Origin of the sequence: Flavobacterium bizetiae (assembly GCF_024271895.1) — a bacterium.
Classification (GTDB): Bacteria; Bacteroidota; Bacteroidia; order Flavobacteriales; family Flavobacteriaceae; genus Flavobacterium; species Flavobacterium bizetiae.
This window is the reverse complement of sequence record NZ_CP091861.1, coordinates 205,585-223,940: the sequence shown is the minus strand read 5'-3', so window position 1 is coordinate 223,940 and position 18,356 is coordinate 205,585. Positions and strand designations below refer to the sequence as shown.

General features: G+C 34.0%; 12 protein-coding genes and 1 tRNA gene. 4 read left to right on the top strand and 9 right to left on the bottom strand.

All coding sequences use genetic code 11. The annotated features are described in order from the left end of the window. Positions 1–149 precede the first annotated feature (149 nt). Positions 150–1,376 carry a hypothetical protein gene (locus L0669_RS01065; RefSeq protein WP_263760680.1) on the bottom strand — a complete coding sequence of 409 codons (1,227 nt, stop codon included), beginning with the start codon at positions 1,374–1,376 and terminating at the stop codon, positions 150–152. After that, positions 1,363–3,870 carry a DUF2339 domain-containing protein gene (locus L0669_RS01060; RefSeq protein ID WP_263760678.1) on the bottom strand — a complete coding sequence of 836 codons (2,508 nt, stop codon included), beginning with the start codon at positions 3,868–3,870 and terminating at the stop codon, positions 1,363–1,365. The genes L0669_RS01065 and L0669_RS01060 overlap by 14 nt, the downstream gene beginning before the upstream one ends. Before the next feature lie 201 nt (positions 3,871–4,071). On the opposite strand from L0669_RS01060, the gene L0669_RS01055 reads away from it, so the two are divergent. After that, positions 4,072–4,146: transfer RNA gene (locus L0669_RS01055), tRNA-Pro, on the top strand. Between the two features lie 1,440 nt (positions 4,147–5,586). After that, the gene (gene trxB, locus L0669_RS01050; RefSeq protein ID WP_263760676.1) at positions 5,587–6,534 is read left to right on the top strand and encodes a thioredoxin-disulfide reductase; all 948 of its coding nucleotides are present in this window, start codon (positions 5,587–5,589) and stop codon (positions 6,532–6,534) included. 169 nt (positions 6,535–6,703) lie between these two features. On the opposite strand, the gene L0669_RS01045 is transcribed toward trxB, so the two are convergent. The 5 genes from L0669_RS01045 to L0669_RS01025 all read right to left on the bottom strand — a co-directional run bounded on the left by L0669_RS01045 (position 6,704) and on the right by L0669_RS01025 (position 11,154). Further along, a complete protein-coding gene (locus tag L0669_RS01045; protein WP_173972116.1) occupies positions 6,704–7,537 on the bottom strand; it encodes a GIN domain-containing protein in 834 nt (277 codons plus the stop codon). 85 nt (positions 7,538–7,622) lie between these two features. After that, complete coding sequence (locus L0669_RS01040) at positions 7,623–8,354, bottom strand: head GIN domain-containing protein (RefSeq protein ID WP_263760674.1); 732 nt, start codon at positions 8,352–8,354, stop codon at positions 7,623–7,625. A 3-nt stretch (positions 8,355–8,357) separates the two neighbouring features. After that, positions 8,358–10,103: a PspC domain-containing protein gene (locus L0669_RS01035; protein WP_263760672.1), complete on the bottom strand. Its 1,746-nt coding sequence runs from the start codon at positions 10,101–10,103 to the stop codon at positions 8,358–8,360. Between the two features lie 3 nt (positions 10,104–10,106). Then, a complete protein-coding gene (locus L0669_RS01030; protein WP_008464689.1) occupies positions 10,107–10,439 on the bottom strand; it encodes a PadR family transcriptional regulator in 333 nt (110 codons plus the stop codon). A gap of 235 nt (positions 10,440–10,674) precedes the next feature. Beyond that, positions 10,675–11,154: a DUF4870 domain-containing protein gene (locus L0669_RS01025; RefSeq protein ID WP_230032835.1), complete on the bottom strand. Its 480-nt coding sequence runs from the start codon at positions 11,152–11,154 to the stop codon at positions 10,675–10,677. Positions 11,155–11,385: 231 nt separating this feature from the next. Here L0669_RS01025 and L0669_RS01020 point away from each other — a divergent pair, with 231 nt between their 5' ends. Further along, the gene (locus L0669_RS01020; protein ID WP_263760670.1) at positions 11,386–11,838 is read left to right on the top strand and encodes a DUF4442 domain-containing protein; all 453 of its coding nucleotides are present in this window, start codon (positions 11,386–11,388) and stop codon (positions 11,836–11,838) included. A 320-nt stretch (positions 11,839–12,158) separates the two neighbouring features. Next, positions 12,159–15,554 (top strand): trifunctional glycoside hydrolase family 18/polysaccharide deacetylase/glycosyltransferase family 2 protein, encoded by a 3,396-nt coding sequence (locus L0669_RS01015; protein ID WP_263760668.1) that lies wholly within the window; start codon positions 12,159–12,161, stop codon positions 15,552–15,554. 258 nt (positions 15,555–15,812) lie between these two features. Here the strand turns inward: L0669_RS01015 and L0669_RS01010 are convergent, their stop codons facing one another. Next, complete coding sequence (locus L0669_RS01010; protein WP_263760666.1) at positions 15,813–15,971, bottom strand: hypothetical protein; 159 nt, start codon at positions 15,969–15,971, stop codon at positions 15,813–15,815. Positions 15,972–16,101: 130 nt separating this feature from the next. Further along, positions 16,102–18,354 (bottom strand): multicopper oxidase family protein, encoded by a 2,253-nt coding sequence (locus tag L0669_RS01005; RefSeq protein ID WP_263760664.1) that lies wholly within the window; start codon positions 18,352–18,354, stop codon positions 16,102–16,104. Positions 18,355–18,356 lie beyond the last annotated feature (2 nt).

Sequence of the window (18,356 nt, the reverse complement as noted above, 5' to 3'; positions counted from 1 at the left end):
ATGGTGCGTGTTCTGAGGAATTTAATTTTTTAGATAATAAAAAAATAGTACCGAAAATTCGTTCTATTTGTTCTCGATTTTAGCATAAAAGAACAAATAAGCGGTTTGAATCTTAAAAAAGTATTTAAATGTTAAAATTTGTCCTGATCTTAATTTTTGCTTTTTAAATCGTTTATTAAACTGGCAGTAAAAAATAAAATTGTAATTCCTCCCAAAATAATACAAAGCCACATAAACCAGGATTGTTGCCAAAAAGATTTATTTACTTCAGCAGTTTTTACTGTGGTTTTATGCTGAATATCGTAAAGCGTTGTTTGTGGCAAATTGACAACGATATTGTTTTTAAAATTCGAAAGATCATATTCTGGTCCGCTAAGATTTTTATTTCCTGTTTTCAGGATATAATTTTCATTAGCATTTAAATCTGCAATAATAGAAATGGGCTTTTGGAAATATTTTATTTTTGAAATTGATAATGGCTGGTTATCGTGATTTTGAATTTTAATGTAAAATTCTTTTTCGAATATTTCAGGAAACACAAACGTATTCTTAGCATTTGAGTTTAATTCAAAAGAAGTGATTTCTTCCTCTATTATTTGAGGTTTTCTTTTGGTTTCTCGTTTTATTTTCCTGTAAAGAATAGCAGTACGCTTGTAATAAGTTGGTTTTGAAATTTCGAAGAAAATCTCATTAATAACCTGTGGCGCATCAAAAAGAACACGAATTTGAGTTTCTTTTTCTGATGGGATTTCTGTTGTTATGGATTGTTTTGGAGAAATTTCCTGTAAAGCGCTTTTTTGTAATTTCGAGTTAAAATTTCCAACTTTTAAAACATTGATAGGGAGTGTTTTTTTGTCATCAAAATCTATTTTTAGATAACGATACGTACTTAACGGGTATGAAATTGTTTTAACAACGCTTGTTTCAGATGAACTGTTCAAATCATAAAGTGTTTGCGAGTCAGATATTCCAAACCATTCTTTTTGGTCATCACTTCCTGAAACAGAATATTTCTTTTCTACATCAGAATTGGCTATAAATAACGAAAGCTGATTGTTCTGTTTGTTAGACGGAATTTCAATAACAATCGAAGTGCTTTTTTTAGGATAAACTGTTTTGGAAATAATATTATATTCTTCAAAAGTATTTGATGAAACGGCATTATTGCTCTGAAAAAAATACGGAACCTCATTTCCTTTAGAATCAAATAATCTAATGTCGCTCAAATCCTGTTTCGAAAATGACCGTACTTCAGGCGACAAAATAATTTCATTGAAACCATTCTGAGTGACTTTTTTTAGTTTAGCACTCGTTTGATATTGCCCAAACGAAAGGTTTGCAATAAATAGTAATGCGAGAAATTTATTTAGTTTCATTGTTTTGTTCAGTCTTATTTTCGTCAATAACTAATACTTTGATTTTTTGATAAACAAAAGAGATAATCAAAATTAAAATTCCTAAAAGAATAAACGATATGATTTTTCCGGTTTCAGAAATATTACTGATATCGTATAAAAATAATTTTAAGATAGTTAGTCCCAGTAATGATAAAGCGATTATTCTTAAAGATTTAAGTTGTTTTTTTATCCCTGTAATTAAAAATACAAAAGCTAAAATACCCCAAAGAATTGGAAAACCTGTTTTGATGATTTTAGTTCGTGCTAAACCAATATAATCGTCGGCTATAAAATCACGTAAATAAGGCAAATTCGATTTGTAACTTGCATACATAGGACTTGTTTGAATGTCCTGAACTGTTACCGGAGAATTCATAAATACAAGACCATGAAGCATCACTTCTGAACTAGCGATATAAATAATGAAAAATGCAGCAATCCACATAAAATAGCGACTTCTAAGAAAAGTAAAGTCGACTTTTTTATAGATTTGAAACAATTGATAACCAAAATAAATGGTGATAATTAGCGAAATATAATGAAGGTAAAAGGCAATCGATTTTCCGTTTCCTGAACTAATAATGTCTTTGTGCTCAAGGAAAGGATAATTTGAAAACCAAAAAGTAAATAAAACAATGTTGGCAATGGCAAGCAATAAAGCGCCCTGATATCCGGTTTCTGTTTTTCTTTTTATTAAATAAGATGTAAACAAAGCAGAGAATATCAAGTGATACAAAATAGGCAATGCTATAGCGCTGTAAATACTTTCGATAGAATGATTTGATTGATAAATAACTTCGAGTAAACCGGTGAAATAGGCAATTACAAAGCCAACTTCTAAAACGATCCTTCTGTATTTTTCAGGATTAAAACTAATGTCGAAAATAGTTGAATTTTCAGTTTCATTTTTTAATAAATACCAGATTGCAAATAAAGAGGTCGCTGCAAAAACACCCGTTATAAATATAGGATTTATGATGATGCTTAAAGGTAAGGAGCCATTATAATATTTGTTCCAGTCCATTATCAGACTGAAGATCATTAAAATATGAACTATTATAGAACCAAATCGATAGCTTGTAATTTTAGATTTCTGAGACAACCATAATAATAAAACGGCTTCTGCTGCCCAAAATAGTGTAATATAGTTGCCTTCAAACTGAATAGGAATGGCTAATGTTATAAATGTTAGCGTTAACCCGATAAGTAGGTAAGCCGCTTTTTGGTCAAGGTCGAATTTTTTGTATAAAAACCAAGCGTAAATTAAATTCAATAAGGCAAGAATTGTGGTAAACAAACCTTTTAATTCCGGATGATAATTAGCCAAAATAGCCATTCCGGCACCATAAAATAAAAAGGTGTTGCTGGCCAAAATAGTCAGTTGCGTTTTAGAAAACTCTCCTTTTGATCTGATATTATTGATCAGGTTCATTAATATAAAAATGAAATAGAAGATAAATCCAAACACTAAAGCACCAAAATAATGTGGCTTATCAGAGCTTAAATCTTTAGTTAACCATGCAGCATACAACAAAACGGTAAATAGGTAAGTAAGTATATTAACCAGATTCCATTTTTTATAATACGCAATACCTAAAATACCAACGTTTAGAATGATGATGTAAGTAAAGAGGACAACATAATTGCCTTCGCCGGTGCTCACCATAAACGGAACAGCAAATCCGCCTATTAGGGAAAGTACTGCCAGTTCAATTCGGTCATAGGATAAAGATATTAAAGCACTAAATGCTGTAATGATTACCATGATACTAAAGGCAACGGTTTGATTGAATAAATGATAATCATGAAAAGCGATCCCAATTGTGAAATAGAAAATCGCAATCGCTCCCGCAACAATAACTGAACTAAATGCGGCGTAGTTTTTACGCAATTTGTGAGCAATTCCCATAACAAGAGCGCCAGATAAAACACCAATTCCAACTCGGGCAGGTTCGTTGATCCAGTCTTTATCGATGGCATATTTTACAAAATAGCTAATTCCTAAAACAAGGATTAAAACACCAATTTTGTTGATAAGGTTTTCTCCGATAAACTTTTCTAAATCCGGATTTTTTTCTTTGAAATTTTCCCAGAATGATTTTTCCGGTTCAGCAGGAATTATTGGTTTTGGGACTGGCCTTGGTTCTATAGGTTTTGGCGAATTGTCGATGTTCGCAGATAATGCAATTTTTTCTAATTGTGCATCAGAAATTGTTTCTTCAACAATTTCTGGTTGTGCCGGTTCAAAAGTATTTTGGTTAGATTGCTCAGGCTCGATCTTAAACTCTTCTTTTTTTACAACCGGAATTGGCGCAGCCGGAATAGTTTCAGAAGTTTTTTCAATTGTTTTTAAGAGATCAATCTTTTTACTAAGTTTTTGAATGTCGTTTTCGAGATTGTTAAAACGACCTTTTATTGTATTGAATATATAGATTAAAAAACAAAATAACGCAGCTAAAAGAAAACCTTCCATATAGAAATAAGTATAATGTTATGATTGGTAAATATAATAACATTTTAATACGAAGGTGATTTTTTTAGTTCTTTTCGTGTTAATTGAAAAGTTATCGTAAAGAGACTTAAGGATATAGGTAGTTTGAGGAAAAAAGAATTGTTTTTATTTTAAAAATTCTTTTGGATAAGCCAAAAATAGTTCTATCTTTGCACCCGCTTACGGGGTGTAGCGTAGCCCGGTTATCGCGCCTGCTTTGGGAGCAGGAGGCCGCAGGTTCGAATCCTGCCACCCCGACAAAAGTCTTTTCATTTATTTGGAAAGACTTTTTTTTTGCTTTAAACTGAAATTAAAATATTAGAGCTATAACGGTTATCGCGTCCCGATTGCAGATCGGGAAGGCCGCAGGCTGCCACCCCGACAAAAGTCTTTTCATTTATTTGGAGAGACTTTTTTTTTGCTTTAAACTGTAATTAATAAATATTAAATCCATACGGTTATCGCGTCCCGATTGCGAATCGGGAAGGCCGCAGGTTGCCACCCCGACAAAAGTCTTTTCATTATATTTGGAGAGACTTTTTTTTGTCTTTTACTGAATTCCTTTATTGAAATTAATAAATATTAAAAAGCCATAACGGTTATTGCGTCCCGATTGCAGATCGGGAAGGCCGCAGGCTGCCACCCCGACAAAAGTCTTTTCATTTATTTGGAGAGACTTTTTTTTTGTCTTTAACTGAAATTTTCTTTATTGAATTTAATAAATATTAAAAAGCCATAACGTTTATCTCGTCCAGATTGCGAATCGGGAAGGCCGCAGGTTCGAATCCTGCCACCCCGACAAAAGTCTTTTCATTTATTTGGAGAGACTTTTTTTTTGTCTTTAACTGAAATTCCTTTATTGAAATTAATAAATATTAAAAAGCCATAACGGTTATCGCGTCCCGATTGCGAATCGGGAAGGCAGCAGGTTCGAATCCTGCCACCCCGACAAAAGTCTTTTCATTTATTTGGAGAGACTTTTTTTTGTCTTTTACTGAATTCCTTTATTGAAATTAATAAATATTAAAAAGCCATAACGGTTATCGCGTCCCGATTGCAGATCGGGAAGTCCGCAGGCTGCCATCCCGACAAAAGTCTTTTCATTTATTTGGAGAGACTTTTTTATTTGCCTTTGACTGAAATTCCTTTAATGAAATTAATAATATTAAAGCCATAACGGTTATCGCGTCCCGATTGCGAATCGGGAAGACCGCAGGTTGCCACCCCGACAAAAGTCTTTTCATTTATTTGGAGAGACTTTTTTTTGTCTTTTACTGAATTCCTTTATTGAAATTAATAAATATTAAAAAGCCATAACGGTTATCGCGTCCCGATTGCAGATCGGGAAGTCCGCAGGCTGCCATCCCGACAAAAGTCTTTTCATTTATTTGGAGAGACTTTTTTTTTTGCCTTTGACTGAAATTCCTTTAATGAAATTAATAATATTAAAGCCATAACGGTTATCGCGTCCCGATTGCGAATCGGGAAGACCGCAGGTTGCCACCCCGACAAAAGTCTTTTTTCATTATTTAAGAAGACTTTCTTGCTGTATAATTGAGAATCATGAAATATGAGCTTCTTTATTTCTGCCTTATTCATTATTCTCTATTTCAGAATAGCAAAAACTGATTAATTGAGTTCTTTATTCCAACAATAAAAACTTACTTTTGCACCATCAATTATTAATAGAATCATATTATGTCAGATACAATCGAAAAAATTAAATGCCTAATCATAGGTTCTGGTCCAGCGGGTTATACTGCTGCTATTTATGCTGCCAGAGCAAATATGAATCCAGTTTTATATCAGGGAATGCAACCTGGTGGTCAGTTGACTACAACTAATGAAGTAGAAAATTTTCCAGGTTATGTTGATGGTGTTACAGGACCGGAAATGATGATTCAGTTACAAGAACAAGCAAAACGTTTTGGTGCTGATATCCGTGATGGATGGGCGACAAAAGTTGATTTTTCAGGAGATATTCATAAAGTTTGGATCAACGATTCAATCGAATTGCACTGCGAAACTGTTATTATTTCTACAGGAGCATCTGCAAAATATTTAGGTTTACCATCAGAACAACATTATTTGCAAATGGGTGGTGGAGTTTCTGCTTGTGCTGTTTGTGACGGTTTCTTCTACCGTAATCAGGAAGTGGTAATTGTGGGAGCAGGAGATTCTGCTTGCGAAGAAGCACATTACTTATCTAAACTTTGTAAAAAAGTAACCATGTTGGTAAGAAGCGAAAAATTCAGAGCTTCTAAAATTATGGAAGAACGCGTTCGCAAAACCGAAAACATCGAGATTTTACTAAACCACGATACTGTTGAAGTATTAGGTGACCAGCAAGTAGTACACGCTATAAAAGCATTGAACAAAACTACTGGCGAAGTTATCGAAATTCCTGCTACAGGATTTTTCGTTGCTATTGGTCATAAACCAAATACAGATATTTTTAAAGACTATATCACTCTTGATGAAACTGGTTATATCGTAAATACTCCGGGAACATCTAATACTAATGTACCAGGTGTTTTTGTAGCTGGTGATGCTGCAGATCATGTATACCGTCAGGCAATTACTGCTGCAGGTACAGGTTGTATGGCTGCATTAGATGCTGAAAGATATTTGGCTTCTAAGGAATAAGTTTTCAGTCTCAGTCTCAGTATTCAGTTTATTGAAATGTGAATAGAGCTATAAAATAAAAGTCCCATTCGCCGCGGCGAATGGGACTTTTTGTTTGTTTATATTTAAGAAGTTTCAGACTGAAAACTGAGACTGAGACTGAGACTGAAAACTGAATACTGCGACTTTTTTATTTAATCTTCTTCAAAAGTTTTGCTTCTTCAGAAAAACGAGTCAATGTTATGGCCGGGCTTCCTAAAAGAGAAAGTTCTGCTTTATCACCAAGTGCGATTGAGACAGTCGTTTCTGCTAAAATACTTCCTACCGCATAATTTTCTACTGTAATATTGGCATCTTTTAAAGTAAATTTAGTTCCGGTAAAGATTGAATTATTATCTAAACGAATAGTAGCTTTTTCAGCAATCCCTTCAATATTGGCAACTGCTTTTTGATATAAATCACATCTGAATTTTATGGCAGACACTAATGTTTTAATCGATGCATTTTTGCTCAATTGTAAATTTGCGTCTTCAGACTTTAAGTTCAATTCGGTTTTTGATTTATCATCAGCAAATAAATTGAATTTTTTAGAATTTACATTCAGGAATAATTTAGCGTAATCAAAAGTATTAAAAGTAATATCATCTAACTGAAGCTCCTGAATAGCGTAAACTACAGCATCATTTTTTGCTATTACAGTTTTTAAAGAACTCGTATAGGTAACGCGAACAATTAGTTTTTTAAAAATAGTACTTTCTTTAGAAGTATATAAACGAAGTACTTTTTCTCTTAAATCCATCCCGATGATATCATGTAAATTGTCATCGGCTTCAATTTTTATTTCGTTTTTTTCTCCTCTTTCAAGATAAACTTCCAGATTATCATCGGCTTCAATGCCATCAAATTCTCCTACTTCTTTTACTGAAGTGGTTACGATTTTAGATCCTTTTATTTTTTCTCTTCTTTGACCAAAAGTAAATGTTGTAACCAATAACAATAGGAGCAGGGCTGTATTCTTTTTCATTAATTCTAGATTTGATTTTCACAAATATAAAAAAATCATCCACTTTCGATGAATGATTTTTTTATATTTAACAGATAAATATCTTTTATCCCTGGCTAATACTTCCTCCTGAATTCGAAGTTTTCTCGATAGTTTTAGGCGCGATGTCGTAATTAATACTTCCTCCGCTGCTGGCTTCAGCTTTTAAACTTACTATCGGATGTACATTTATACTTCCGCCACTCGAAACTTCTGCATTAACTTCGTTTGCTAACAATTCTTGAGCATTTAGAGTAGAACCGCTTGATGCTGAAGCTCTAATTCTTAAAGCTTTTCCTTTTAGGTTTACCGTGCTTCCGCTTCCTGAATCAACAGTTACATTATCAGATTCAAGATTAAGATTCATAGACGCTGCACTTGAAGTTTCAAGATCAATATCTTCACTTAAAATAGTTCCGTTATTCGTTACTGTTGAAGCACTCGACGCATCTAGCTTGTTAATTTTAGGCATTTTTACAGTTACTTTTTTCTTTGTAACTCTAAAAGAATTATGTTTAGAGTTAATGATCAAAGTTCCGTTTTCTACTTTTATATTAATGTCTTTCTGAATATTATCATCAGCTTCAACAATAATTTCAGTTGTATCTGATTGCTCAACTACAAGATCGATAGCATTGCTTACAGAAATTTTTGTAAAATCTCCCTGAACAATTCTTTTTTCGGTTGTTACATTCCCACTTCCTTCAATTGTATTCACGTTAAAGTTGCATGAGGCAAACAATAGTGCGGTAATAGTGGCAACAATAAATTTCGTAATATGAATGATTATTTTTATCATGGTTTAGTTAATTTTGATTACAACTCCGTTTTTATCAGTGGTTAATCTTCCTTTGGTTTTTTTTCCGTTTAAAACTTCTTTTCCATTAATTTTAACCGAAACTTCATTTATGGTATCATTATCGGTATCAGTTTCTTCACCTGTATTGTCGTTTACATAGTCATTATCATTTTCATAATCATTTTCGTTAGCCGGGCAATTCAAACATTTGATTTTTGAACCTTGAACTTTGTAATTGTAATTACCGCTAAAGTGCAAATTGAAAAAATCATTATCAGAGTCATCGTATTCCTGAATAGAAGCATCTGGTTTGAAAAGCTGTCCTTCAGGTAAGTACAAGTATACATCAACTTCCTGACCTCTAAATTTGTTTTTTACATCAGTAAGGAAATAGTTATCCAAAATTAAATGATTTCCGTTGATCTGAAATTTATAATTGATCTTTTCTGCTCTTTGTTTTGCTGAGATAAACGAATTTCCTCTTGCACTTTTTTCGATCTGAATATAAGGAGCAGCTTCATCCGTACGTAAAACATGCAAACGAACATCATTTGAATAGATTAATTGATTGTTTGCTGAATCCTGAACAAACTCAAATTCTCTGTGGTGGTTTAGATCTTTTGCATAATAATCATTGTATCTAAATTTTACAAACAAAGTATCTTTTGTCGTGATGTTAAGCACTTTTTTCTCTACAGTTTTATTGTCGTATGAAATTTCAGTAGCTTGTTTAATTCCTATGCTAATTGCGATTGCAACTGCAATAATCCAAATCGCTAACAAAGTATATTTTACAATATTCCCGATAGATTTTAAGTTTGGAGATAACAATTTGAAACCTAAAAGAGTCAAAAAGAAAAACGGAATTCCAACAGCAAAGAACATCAATAAACCAAATGACCAGATTGGGTAATCTGTAAAGTTTCCTGCTTCAACGAAGTTTTGCCAAGGAAAATCAATAAAGATGTTTGTTCCCAAAGTAAAAACTCCAATCAATAACATGATCAAAACACTAATTCCTGACAGGATCAAAATAACGCCTAAAAACTTAGCAAAGATTTTAAAAATCGTCATGATAAAGTCTCCAAATGAACTACTTATTCTCTCAGCTCCCGACTTTACCTGGTTTCCCATTGCGTCATAATCTGCATTTTTAAATTTATCAGATAAGTTTTCAATCTCTTCACGAACCTTTTTTTCAATGTTCGAAATCGTAACCGGCTCACCTGTCATTTCCAATTTTTCAGATGTTGTAACCGCTTCCGGAGTTACAATCCAAAGAACGAAATAAGCTAAAATTCCAGTTCCAAAACCTGCAAAAACAAATATTAAGAAAATAATTTTTATCCAAACAGCGTCAATTCCAAAATAGTGTCCTAAACCAGTTGCCACACCACCAATCATACCTTTTTCTTTATCACGGTATAATTTTTTATGTTTTCTGGTACTGTAATCATTAAAAGACTGAGTCGTTTTTTCTTCGTCTTCAAGGATATAATCTTCAGGTTGCCCCATAACCACTATCACTTCATCAACATCTTTCAGTCCAACAACGTGCTTGTCACTTTTTTGTTTTTCTAATAATAATTCAGAAACACGCATTTCGATATCTTTAATGATTTCATCCTGACCAGATGAGTTATTTAGTGATCGTTTTATAGCGTCAAAATAGCGTGTCAATTTTACATATGCGTCTTCATCGATGTGAAAAACCATACCGCCTAAGTTAATATTTACTGTTTTGTTCATGACTTATTGATTTTGATTGGTGATTAGATTTACGGCGTCAGACAATTCTGTCCAGGTACCGCTAAGTTCGTTTAAAAATGTTTGTCCTATTTCGGTTAATCCATAATATTTTCTAGGTGGTCCAGAAGTCGATTCTTCCCATCGATAATTAAGCAAACCGTCGTTTTTCAGCCTGGTTAGAAGTGGGTAAACCGTTCCCTCAACAACTAGTAATTTTGCGTTTTTTAAAGTGTCTAATATTTCTGATGTGTATGCGTCTTTTTCTTTTAGTACTGATAAGATGCAAAACTCAAGAACACCTTTGCGCATCTGTGCTTTTGTGTTTTCAATGTTCATAATTTCATTTTGTTTTTTTTAGATTGAACAATTCGTTTTTTGATTGATGATGATTGATTGATGATTGATTGATGATTGATCGTTTTTTTTAGGAGCTATTTCCTGCTATCCGTTCCAATCTTTTGTGCCGAACCCCGGCACAAAAGGATTTCCACTTCTATCAGGGCTAGAACATCCCTTTGTCTATAACTTTTAACTTTTATGTCAGGCTGAGCGAAGTCGAAGCCCTTTTTTATTACTTGATAAAAGGAATCGTAAGCGGATATTTGTATAATTCTCCGTTTGAAGTTTTTATCGAAGCGTAAATCACTAAAAAGAATTCAACAAATTTTAACAATCCAAAAAGTAAAACCGCTGTTGCCCCAATACTTAAAATTCCAATATTTCCGTCGATGTTTAGATTTCTGATGATTAAATCTTCATCGTTAAAAACCGTATTGATTGGTAGGTTTTTTAAAAGCACGAATGCAAAAATCGGAATGGCAATTAAAGCTAAAATCAAAGTATAAAGCAAAAGACTCAATTGAAAATTTAAAGTTTGTTTTCCATTAAAATTTACAAATTCTGATTTGTCTTTGTAACTCGTCCAGATCAAGATTGGAAAAATGTAATTTCCAAACGGAATGATATATTGACTTAAAGTACTTAGATGTGTGAACGTTGCGACATTTCTTTCTGTTGTTGTTTCCATGATGAGTGGTGTTGTTGTTTCCATGATTAAAAGTATATAGTATTTTCTTATGCAAATATATATCTAAAAGACAGTATCTTGTTTTGCATAGTACCAAATATTAACAAAATTTTAACAAAGTTGAAATTTTAAAATTGATTATAATGCATTGAAAATCATTCAAAACCCCTGTTTTTGTTGACTTTTTAGGAAAGTAATTGCGATTTATTGTGCGTGCATAGTTTTTTTGTATTTTTACATAAAAAAATAAATACCATGGCATTATCAGTTTCTAAACTCAATAAATTTGTATTATTCAAATTACCATCGGCATATATTTGTGGCGTGCGTGTAAAAGCAATCGACGAAGACAGATGCGTGGTAAGTGTAAAACATAGATGGATCAATCAAAATCCTTTTAACTCCATGTATTTTGCCGTTCAGGCAATGGCAGCAGAGCTAACAACAGGAGCATTAGTAATCTCGCAAATTCAGCAAAGCGGAAAAAAAATCTCAATGCTGGTCGCCAACAATAAAGGAAACTTTACCAAAAAAGCAACCGGACGCATTACTTTCGTTTGCAACGAAGGACATTTAATTGCCGATGCAATTAAAAGAACCATCGAAACAGGCGAGGGCCAAACCTTCTGGATGAAATCTATAGGAACTGACGAAAAAGGAGTCCAGGTTTCTGAAATGGATTTTGAATGGAGCGTAAGAATTAAATAGCTTTTAAGCTTTTGCCACGATAGAATCTAAATATGCGATTTAATTAGAAAAAATAATTCGTGCAAATTCGTGCAATTTGTGGCGAAAAAAATATATAGAAAGACCTCAGTCAATTGAGGTCTTTTTTTTATACCAATTTGTGAATCAGTACGTTTTCTCGTTTTATTTTGTATTTTTATTACACAATTCCTATTACGTCAAAATTCTGTTTTTTAATTTGAACTTCATTTAGTAATACTAGTTTTAGATTCAAATTAAACTTTATTTCAATAAATTTTCGACTTATCTTTTTAAGTATTTGCCTCAAAAAGTAAAAGTATATGGATGATAAAAAACAAATATTCCAGACCGCTACTCAAAAGCGCTGGAAAACTTTTCAATGGTCAACACGACTTATTTTGTTTCTTCTTATTTTAATGGTTCCCATTTTTTTTATCACTTTAAAAAGAGGATTAAAACCGCCATTACCGCTTTTAGCTAATAGCAGTCAGGTCGGTCATAGTCTTGAAAATCCTATTACGCCAAAGAATTTAAGCGCCAAAGAACTCAAAAAGTTTAAAGGGTTTGATTATTTCTTAAGAGCAAAAACGAAGATTGATAAACTAAAAAATCAGCCTGTTGATTCAAAAACAGCTTCAGAAATCAGAGCTGCTTTTTATGTCGATTGGGATCCGCAGAGTTTGTTTTCCCTTCAAAAAAACATTCATAAACTCAATATGGTGGTCCCGGAATGGTTTTTTATTGATCCCAAAACCGATTTACTGCGCACAGAAATTGATACCGCGGCATTAAAAGTAATGAAGAAAGGAAAAGTAAAAATCCTTCCTTTAATCAATAACATCAACGAATCTTTAGGTGAAGGCGACTTCGATGGTGATCTTATTCACCGTATTCTTCATGACACCAATAAAAGAGAACGACTGATTGATGATATTGTAAAAGCATTAAAAAAATATGATTTACAAGGAATCAATATTGATTTTGAAGAATTTAAAGAAAAGGGCGATGAACCTATAATTGCTTTTCAAAAAGCATTGTATGAAAAATTGCATCCGCTGGGTTATCTCGTTACGCAGGATATCATGGCAGGAGATGACGATTTTAACGTAAAAGCATTGGCACAATACAATGACTATATGTTTCTTATGGCTTATGATGAGCATTATGCCGGCAGTGTTCCCGGAGATGTAAGCAGTCAGAAATGGATCGAAAGAATAGTAGATAAAACCGCAAAAGAGATTCCGTCAGATAAAATTATTCTTTGTTTTGCAGGTTATGGTTACGATTGGCCGGAAAAGCAAGAAGGAGAAACCATTACCTACGATCAGGCAATTGCCATTGCAAAACAGCATAATGCCGTGATAAAGTTTGATAATAACAGTTATAGTAATTCTTTTAATTACACAGACAGCAATGGTAAAAAACATACCGTTAATTTTGAAGATGCCGCAACTAATTTTAATACGATTAGATTTAGTGACGAATACGGTTTGGCAGGAACTGCCTTATGGCGTTTAGGAAGCGAAGATCAGCGTTTGTGGAGTTATTATCAGCGAAGTTTAACAAACGAAAGCATCAGGAAAAAACCTTTTGATTTTAAGGTAATGAAACGTGTCAATACACGAATCGAAAGTCCCGCTTATATTGGTGACGGCGAAATATTAAACGTTATTGCAGATCCACAGCCAGGAAAAATTGAACTGGAAATCGATAAAGATGAAGACATTATTACAGAACAGAAATATGTAGAATTACCAACGAAATATGTAATCAGTAAATTCGGGAATGTACACAAACAAGTCATTCTTACTTTTGATGACGGACCGGATCCTACTTATACGCCTCAGGTTTTAGATATTTTAAAAAGAGAAAAAGTACCGGCTGTTTTTTTTGTAATTGGGATTCAGGGAGAAAATAATATTCCGTTGCTGCAAAGAATTTATAGTGAAGGCCACGAAATAGGCAACCATACTTTTACGCATCCTAACATTGCTTTGGTAAGTCCGGAAAGGGCTGCGAAAGAAATGGAAACCACACGATTATTAATCGAAGCCGTTACCGGAAAAAGTACAGTGCTTTTTAGAGCGCCTTATAATGCAGATGCCGAACCGACGACCGAAGCCGAACTAAAACCCATTGCTTTAAGTAAAGCGCAAAATTATTATACAGTTGGAGAAAGTATCGACCCAAATGATTGGGAAAAAGGCGTAAGTGCCGATTCTATTTACAATAGGGTAATATCGCAATATGAGGCAAATCCTGATAAAGGAATTATTTTACTTCATGATGCCGGAGGAAACAGAGAGTCTACCGTTAAAGCACTGCCTCGAATTATTAAATATTTTAAAGACAGACATATTCAGTTTACTACGGTTGCACATTTACTTGGTAAAACCAAAGACGAAATTATGCCAAAAGCCGAAGGCCCGCTTATTACAGTCGACAATTTAATTTTTGATTTCGGATATTGGTTCGGGCATTTTATTACGGCTACATTTTGGGTTGCTATTTTTCTGGGATTTCTGAGAATTGCCTTAATGGCGATAATGGCTTTAATAAAAAAATGGAAAGACCATAAATACCCGCCTGTTTATAAAACTCCTAATGGTGTTCTTCCAAAAGTGAGCATTATTGTTCCGGCTTATAATGAAGAAATAAACGCAGTAAAAACAATTGAAAATTTACTGGGTCAGGATTATCCGGATTTTGATATCGTTTTTGTTGATGATGGTTCTAAAGACAAAACTTTTACCATGATCAATGAAGCTTTTGCCAATAATCCGAAAGTAAAAGTGAATACCAAACCAAACGGCGGAAAAGCATCGGCATTAAATTATGGAATTGCTCTAACCGAAAGTGATTATGTAGTTTGCATCGATGCCGATACACAGCTTAGAACCAATGCCATTTCGCAATTGATGAAAGGTTTTACTATTCAATTAAAAAATAATGAAGAAATTGGCGCCATTGCCGGAAATGTAAAGGTTGGAAATGAAAATACCATGCTTACCAAATGGCAGAGCATTGAATACACAACCGCACAGAATTTTGATCGCAGGGCTTTTGATTTAATAAACGGAATTACGGTTGTTCCCGGAGCAATTGGCGCATTTAGGAAAACAGCAATAGAAAAAGCAGGAGGTTTTACAACCGATACACTTGCAGAAGACTGCGATTTAACGATTCGTATTTTAAGAAACGACTATCGTATTATCAATTGCATTGAGGCTGTAGCTGTAACAGAAGCTCCCGAAAGTTTAAAAGAGTTTATGAAACAGCGTTTTCGCTGGAGTTATGGAATTATGCAGGCTTTTTGGAAAAACAGAGACGCGTGTTTTAACCCAAGATATAAAGGTTTAGGAATGGTCGCTTTACCCAATATTCTTCTCTTTCAAATTGTGCTGCCAATTTTTGCACCTCTTGCGGATTTAGTTCTTATTGTAAGTTTGATATGGAATCATAACGATCCGGATAGTCTTCATAAAATATTGGTTTACTATATTGCTTTTATGGTGGTAGATATGCTGGTTAGTGTTATTGCTTTTATTTTCGAAAAAGAAAAACTAACTAAATTAATATGGCTCATTCCGCAGCGATTCGTGTACAGACAATTGATGTATGTAATTCTATTTAGAGCACTTAGAAGAGCCATAAAAGGCGAAAGCCAAAGCTGGGGAGTTCTCACACGAACAGGAAATGTAGCGACGGTAAAATAGTTTTTTGATTTTTTTGCCACAGATTTTACAGATTAAAAGGATTTCTTTGTTAGGAACTTTGCCAAAGTTTTAAACTTTGTCAAAGTTGATAACTAGTTTTTTTGCCACGAATTTCACGAATTTCACGAATTTCCACAAATTTTAAAGTTTGAATTAAAAAAAAAATAATTCGTGTTAATTCGTGAAATTCGTGGCGAAAAAAAACATAAAAAAGGCTTCGAATATATTCGAAGCCTTTTAAGTAAAATCATGCTGCAATTATTTCTTAGAGCAACATTTTTTGTCTTTTGCGTCACCTGATTTTTTAGAACAAGACTCTTTTTTAGCTTTTTCTTTTTTCGGAGCTGGTTTTGTGTCTTGCGCTTGTAATCCGATTGTAAATAAAGCGATAGCTAAAACGGCAAATAATTTTTTCATTTTTATATAATTTAATTGTTAGGTAATATTCCTTTTTTGATTGAAGATGTTGGTTCAAATATAATACGATTTCGTTTTGGAAATTGTCAACGATAAGTTAATGCGCATCAAAATAGTATTAAAATTATGGTTAATAATTCAGGTTCACTCCAAAGCCAATTCCCATATCACTGTCGTAATGTGTTGTGATTCCGAAGTTTCTGCCCGCAACATATTTTAAACCGGCCATATATTCTTTATCTGTATTCCACATTAAATTCATTCGCAAACGTTTAGAAAGCGGAATATCTTTTCGTTCAAATTGAATTCTCACATTTCCATCGGTATACATTTCAACCTGAGCTTTTATGAGCATTGGCAGTGTATATTCCATACCGGCACTAAAAACAGATCGATTGTCTTTGGTGTTTTTTTGTCCAAACATATTTTGTTCCTGTTCGTCCATTCCCATTCTTCTATAACGCCAGTCGAAACCTATAAAAGGCATAAACCATTGCATTTTACCAATGTAGCGGCCAATATGCGTTTCGGTTTCATAACCATGTTTGTCGTTATAACCCAATCTCCATTCCGTTCCAATGCTCCAGCGCGTGTTGCTAAACATGGCTTCACCATCATTTCCGTTGGTGGCAAAATCATTCTCAGCCATAAAATGAAACATACGATCGTCCATTTTTAACATTTTGTACGCCATTTTAGGATCATGAATCAACGGATTTGGAGCTGAATTTTCATAAGTAAAAATACGTCCCATTCCCGCCATCATGTGATATAAGATGTGACAATGAAAAAACCAATCGCCATCGGCATTAGCCTGAAACTCGATTGTATCGGTTTCCATGGGCATAATATCAATTACATTTTTAAGCGGAGAATAATCACCATGTTCGTTAATAATCCTGAAATCATGTCCGTGTAAATGCATTGGGTGACGCATCATCGATCCGTTGTACAATACAATCCTGACATTTTCTCCTTTTTTAATTAAAATCTTATCCGTTTCAGAAATTACTTTATTGTCTAAACTCCAAACATAGCGGTTCATATTTCCCGATAATGTAAAATGCAATTCTTTTACCGGAGCGTCTTTTGGAAGCGTTGTTTTGGTTGGAGATTTCAGCATTCCGTAATTCAACGTCGTAATTTGGCCCGTTTCGGTGGTATCGCTCGACATTTTCATATCGTCCATTTTCATGCCCTCCATATTATGCATCGAATGATCTTCAGGTTTTGCAGATTCGTCTTCACCCGAAATTTCAGGATACATTACAGCATTCATGTCCATTTTGTTCAGAGACATATTCATACCCATATCGTTCATTTCTCCGTTCATCTTCATCATGTCGTTCATCATTTTCATCCCTTCAAAATATTTCAATTTCGGAAGATGTTTGACAGATTGTTTCGTGCCGCCACCTAAAAATAAAGAAGCAGATCCTGTTCTGTCTTCGGCTGTAGCCAAAAAAGCAAAGGATTTTTTATCTTCAGGAATCGTAACTACGACATCATAAGTTTCAGAAACGGCAATAATCAAGCGGTCGACTTCTACAGGTTCAACATCGTTTCCGTCACTCGCCACAACCGTTATTTTTCCTCCGCCATACGTCAGCCAGAAATAACTGGATGCGCCTCCGTTTGCAATTCGTAATCGGATTTTATCTCCGGCTTTAAACTGCGAAAGCTGATCTTCATTTTTTCCGTTAATCAAAAACTTTTCATAATAAACATCACTTACGTCCATGGCATTCATACGTTTCCATTCGTTGGTGATTTTTGTAGAGAATTGTCCTTTCTTTATGGCTTCGGCATAACTTTGAGTCGTACCTTTTTTTATCGCAAACCAATCATTAGCATTATGCAACATTCGCTGTACATTCTCCGGTTTAAGATCCGTCCATTCGCTTAAAATAACCGGAACAGTCGGCAAATCGTCAATCCCTTTTCTAAAAGTTGTATCGTCTTTCTTTTTATTGATAATGAAAAGTCCGTACAAACCAATTTGTTCCTGCAATCCGGAATGACTGTGATACCAATACGTTCCGTTTTGGATAATCGGGAAAGTATATTTATGTGTCGTTCCGGGTTTAATCGGCATTTGCGTTAAATACGGAACACCATCTTCTTTATTCGGAAGAAATAATCCGTGCCAGTGCATGGCTGTATTTTCTTTTTTTAAATCGTTATGTACATAAATTTCGGCAATATCACCTTCAGTAAAAGTCAATGTCGGCATCGGAATTTTTCCGTTTACGGTAAGCGCTCGTTTTTCTTTTCCTGAAAAATTGACAATCGTGTCCCGAACGTGTAAATCATAACGAACTACTTTTTGGGCTTTTGCAGTAAAAGCAATCAAAAAGACAATTAAAATAGTATGTAGTTTCATAT

Bases quoted from the DNA above. Each gene is read 5' to 3' on its own strand.
- L0669_RS01060 (WP_263760678.1), bottom strand. From the start codon at position 3,870: ATGGAAGGTTTTCTTTTAGCTGCGTTATTTTGTTTTTTAATCTATATA.
- L0669_RS01035 (WP_263760672.1), bottom strand. From the start codon at position 10,103: ATGAACAAAACAGTAAATATTAACTTAGGCGGTATGGTTTTTCACATC.
- L0669_RS01015 (WP_263760668.1), top strand. From the start codon at position 12,159: ATGGATGATAAAAAACAAATATTCCAGACCGCTACTCAAAAGCGCTGG.
- L0669_RS01025 (WP_230032835.1), bottom strand. From the start codon at position 11,154: ATGGAAACAACAACACCACTCATCATGGAAACAACAACAGAAAGAAAT.
- L0669_RS01040 (WP_263760674.1), bottom strand. From the start codon at position 8,354: ATGATAAAAATAATCATTCATATTACGAAATTTATTGTTGCCACTATT.
- L0669_RS01005 (WP_263760664.1), bottom strand. From the start codon at position 18,354: ATGAAACTACATACTATTTTAATTGTCTTTTTGATTGCTTTTACTGCA.
- L0669_RS01065 (WP_263760680.1), bottom strand. From the start codon at position 1,376: ATGAAACTAAATAAATTTCTCGCATTACTATTTATTGCAAACCTTTCG.
- L0669_RS01045 (WP_173972116.1), bottom strand. From the start codon at position 7,537: ATGAAAAAGAATACAGCCCTGCTCCTATTGTTATTGGTTACAACATTT.
- L0669_RS01030 (WP_008464689.1), bottom strand. From the start codon at position 10,439: ATGAACATTGAAAACACAAAAGCACAGATGCGCAAAGGTGTTCTTGAG.
- L0669_RS01010 (WP_263760666.1), bottom strand. From the start codon at position 15,971: ATGAAAAAATTATTTGCCGTTTTAGCTATCGCTTTATTTACAATCGGA.
- L0669_RS01020 (WP_263760670.1), top strand. From the start codon at position 11,386: ATGGCATTATCAGTTTCTAAACTCAATAAATTTGTATTATTCAAATTA.
- trxB (WP_263760676.1), top strand. From the start codon at position 5,587: ATGTCAGATACAATCGAAAAAATTAAATGCCTAATCATAGGTTCTGGT.